1 protein-coding gene and 1 pseudogene are annotated in these 387 nt (G+C 70.8%); both read right to left on the bottom strand.

The genetic code is table 11. The annotated features are described in order from the left end of the window. On the bottom strand, positions 1-82 hold an 82-nt coding region (locus IZR01_RS49650; protein ID WP_194927937.1), incomplete at its 3' end, for a recombination protein O N-terminal domain-containing protein. 111 nt (positions 83-193) lie between these two features. After that, positions 194-387: pseudogene (locus tag IZR01_RS49645) on the bottom strand (hypothetical protein); the annotation flags it as partial.

Here is a 387-nt window from a genome sequence, read left to right as displayed (position 1 = left end):
GGGTGAGGAACGTGATGATGCGGTCCGCCTCCCCGAGATTGCGGGTCCGCAGGACAACGCCTTCATCACGGTGCAGGGGCATTGCTCAAGTGTAGGCGTGACAGGGGACGCCAAGGGCCCGCGCGCACAGACGCACGGGCCCGGACAACGGCCACTCAGAAAGTGGCGAAGGTCACTGCTGCTACTGGTACCGCTACTGCTGATGCGGCGGCGGCCACGCCCCCGGACCGGGCTCATCGGCGCGGGTGACGTGGGTCGGCTCATCCGCCGGGTCCACCGGGCGCGGGATCGGGATGGCCATGGTCTCCATGCCGGCGGAAGTGTCGACCATGGTGGGCGGCTCGGACGCGGGAGCGGGAGCGGGAGCCGGGGGCTGCTGGGCGGGAG

This window comes from Catenulispora pinisilvae, from assembly GCF_015356865.1.
Taxonomy (GTDB): domain Bacteria; phylum Actinomycetota; class Actinomycetes; order Streptomycetales; family Catenulisporaceae; genus Catenulispora; species Catenulispora pinisilvae.
The sequence above is the reverse complement of the archived record's forward strand: the minus strand, read 5'-3'. Positions and strand labels throughout refer to the sequence as shown.